Here is a 3,093-nt window from a genome sequence, read left to right as displayed (position 1 = left end):
AAGTTCCGTTAATTGTTAATCCTCATGGTGGACCTCAGGGCGTTAGAGATGAATGGGGGTTCAATCCTGAAGACCAGCTTTTTGCAAGCAGGGGATATGCCACACTGCATGTGAATTTCAGAATTTCCGGCGGTTATGGAAAAGAATTTCAACAATCCGGATATAAGCAGATCGGGCGTAAAGCCATGGATGATGTGGAAGATGGAGTAAAATATGTCATAGAGCAAGGCTGGATTGATAAAAATAAAATTGCAATCTATGGAGGAAGCCACGGAGGATATGCAACCCTGATGGGACTTATTAAAACTCCGGATCTGTATGCCTGTGGTGTAGATTATGTAGGAGTTTCCAATATCTTCACGTTCTTTGAATCTTTCCCTGAATACTGGAAACCGTACAAAGAAATGGTTAAACAAATCTGGTATGACCTTGATAATCCTGAGGAAGCAAAAATTGCTAAAGAAGTTTCTCCGGTGTTCCATATCGATAAGATCAAAAAACCTTTATTTGTAGTTCAGGGAGCTAATGATCCGAGAGTGAATATCAATGAATCAGATCAGATTGTAAAAGCAATGCGTGCAAGAGGAGTTGAAGTTCCTTACATGGTAAAATATGATGAAGGACACGGATTCAGAAAAGAGCCAAGCAGAATAGAACTGTACAAATATATGATGGGCTTTTTTGCCGAAAATTTCAACAAGAAATAAATTTAAATGTAAAAATGTAATCAGAGAGTGTATACATTTTCCAATTCTTTTTTTGTAAATCTTTCATATCTAATAAAAGACGAAATAGCAGAATTGTTTTAGGATAAATTAAAACACGTAATAGTTTTTCAATAATTATTACTATTAAAATACCTGTAACTACTAAAGCTGCAAGGTTGTAAATAAGGATTATCGATAAGAAATAAAATATCTTTTATGTAGTATATTTTCAAATCGATCTTATGGTATACCTGTAATAATTGTCAAAAAAAATATCATCTTTCAACACGTAAAACATAATGTGCTTTAGCCAAATTAGCTACTGTTTGTACTTCATTGTCAGAGTATTGGTATTTACAAAAAACCAATGGATAATAGAAAATTTTATAAAAATTTGTGTTATGATGATACAGCACTACTTAATGTACTTTTATGAAACTAAATTTTTATCTTTTGTTTGCAGTATTTTTATTAATTTTTTCCTGCCATAAAAATAATGATCAGAATGAATATTTTCGTCAAATAGCCTTAAAGATGAGACCAATCAAAGGGAATGACTATAAAATATCATTAATTAAACAACAAGAATTTGAAAAATATGTAAAAACTAAAGATGTAAAATATCTTTTAAGTAGTAAATACACTGAACTATATTCAAGTAATAATGTCAAATCGAAAAGGATATCCCAACTATATGAATTGTTAAAACTTAATAATGGCAAATATGCAATCCTTTCTAGTAGTTGTAATTTTGAGTTAGCTTTGAATTTTGAACATACCTCTCCAAAATTAGCAATGGATTTTATTGATAAAGCAATCGTCTTTGAGAGTAAATTAAATAAAAAATTCTTTTTGTTTCATGAGTTTCATGCAAAGGGAAGATTTTATTTTAATGAATCCAACTACACTAAAGCTATGCTATTTTTTGAAAAATCACTAAAAAATACACCCCCAGATGAGATGCTCTACATAGCTTCCATGCATAATAATTTTGGTTTAACTTATGAAAAACTTAATAGATTAGGATCCGCGATCAAAGAAGCAAAAAGAGGTATTGATATTCTTAACGGTAAAATATATAGAACAAAGGAAGAGACTGATTTTTTATATCTTATGAAAGGGAATTTAGGCAGTTACTTACTTAAAAAGAAAGATTACGCCGGAGCTGAGCATTTTTTAACAGAACATATTTATTATAATAAAAATGAGAGTATGATCTCGGGTAAAGTAATATCTTCGCTAGAAAAACTATTTGAATTATATAAGCAAAGTCACCAAACTGAAAAAGAGAAAGAACTTATTAGTTACATTGTTCGTATTGAACCATCAATAAAAAAAACTCAGGATAAGCTAAGATTAAATGAAATAGTGCAAAAGTATTACATGGATATGGATGATATAGACAATTTAAAGATGATTAGTGAAAAGTTGCTTCAAATTAATCATAAATATGATTATGAGAATGTTAGAAGTATAAATGAAACCTCATATATTTTACATGATTTTATCATAAAAGGTATTGACCAAAAATATGCGAACAATATTTCTATCCAAAAGAAATTCAATATACTTTTGATTATCATAGCAGTGCTTATTATCGCTATTTTTATTGGTGTTATAGGTAATATAAGAAATGAAAATATTAAAAGCAAATTATTTCACGAATCCAATGCACTTGTTCTGGAACAGAATATAAAGTTACGTGAAGATAAAATTAAGTATCTGCATCAAAACCTACAATTAAAAGCAGAGGCTGAAAAAAAAATTCTTGAGAACTTACGAAAAATAAAAAAATCTGATGTTGATTCTGACAAGATTTTAGTAGATCTTCTAATAAAGGTTAGCAGTATGATGCAGATAGGTAAAAGAAATGATTTGATGACAAACGAGAGCAGTATTGAAAACAAATTATTTATAAATAAACTCTCAAAATCTTACCCTACTCTAACAAATAAGGAATTGAAGTTATGTACTTATTTCAGGATCAATTTATCCTCAAAGGAAATTGCGACTCTAGAAGACACTACTACTGGAACAGTCAGAGTATATAAGACTAAGATTAGAACTAAAATAGATTTACCTAAAGAGCAAGATTTAGGGGATTTTCTGTCTTCGATCTAACGCATTTAAAAAACGTATATGTTATTTTCTTTTTTGATAATAAAGGTAAATTTTATTAGAGAATTAGTATGTGAAAATGTCAGAGTTTTAAAATGGTTTAATAGTCAAAAATAGTTGGTGAAATTCTTTGTAATATCAATTTTTATTGATGATACAGAAAGTTTATTGAACATTGTTTCAATAAACTTTTTTTATGGCTGAAAATTCAAAAAAATCGTTTTTGGATTTGCAAAAGTCTTGATGTAATTTCCTGGGGAAAACAAAA

Annotated in this window: 2 protein-coding genes; both read left to right on the top strand. The window is 29.2% G+C overall.

What is annotated here, in order from left to right; translation table 11 throughout:
- The coding region (locus LC419_RS23330) for a S9 family peptidase (RefSeq protein ID WP_223609607.1) at positions 1-707 on the top strand (707 nt) is incomplete at its 5' end.
- A gap of 432 nt (positions 708-1,139) precedes the next feature.
- A complete protein-coding gene (locus LC419_RS23325; RefSeq protein ID WP_223609606.1) occupies positions 1,140-2,828 on the top strand; it encodes a hypothetical protein in 1,689 nt (562 codons plus the stop codon).
- Positions 2,829-3,093 lie beyond the last annotated feature (265 nt).

The sequence above is a fragment of the Chryseobacterium sp. OSA05B genome (genome assembly GCF_019970065.1).
Lineage (GTDB): Bacteria > Bacteroidota > Bacteroidia > Flavobacteriales > Weeksellaceae > Chryseobacterium.
Note: the sequence above shows the minus strand (reverse complement) of the source record. Positions and strands in the feature narration are given on the sequence as shown.

Excerpts from the sequence above, each read along its gene's own strand:
- LC419_RS23325 (WP_223609606.1), top strand. The coding sequence starts at position 1,140 with ATGAAACTAAATTTTTATCTTTTGTTTGCAGTATTTTTATTAATTTTT.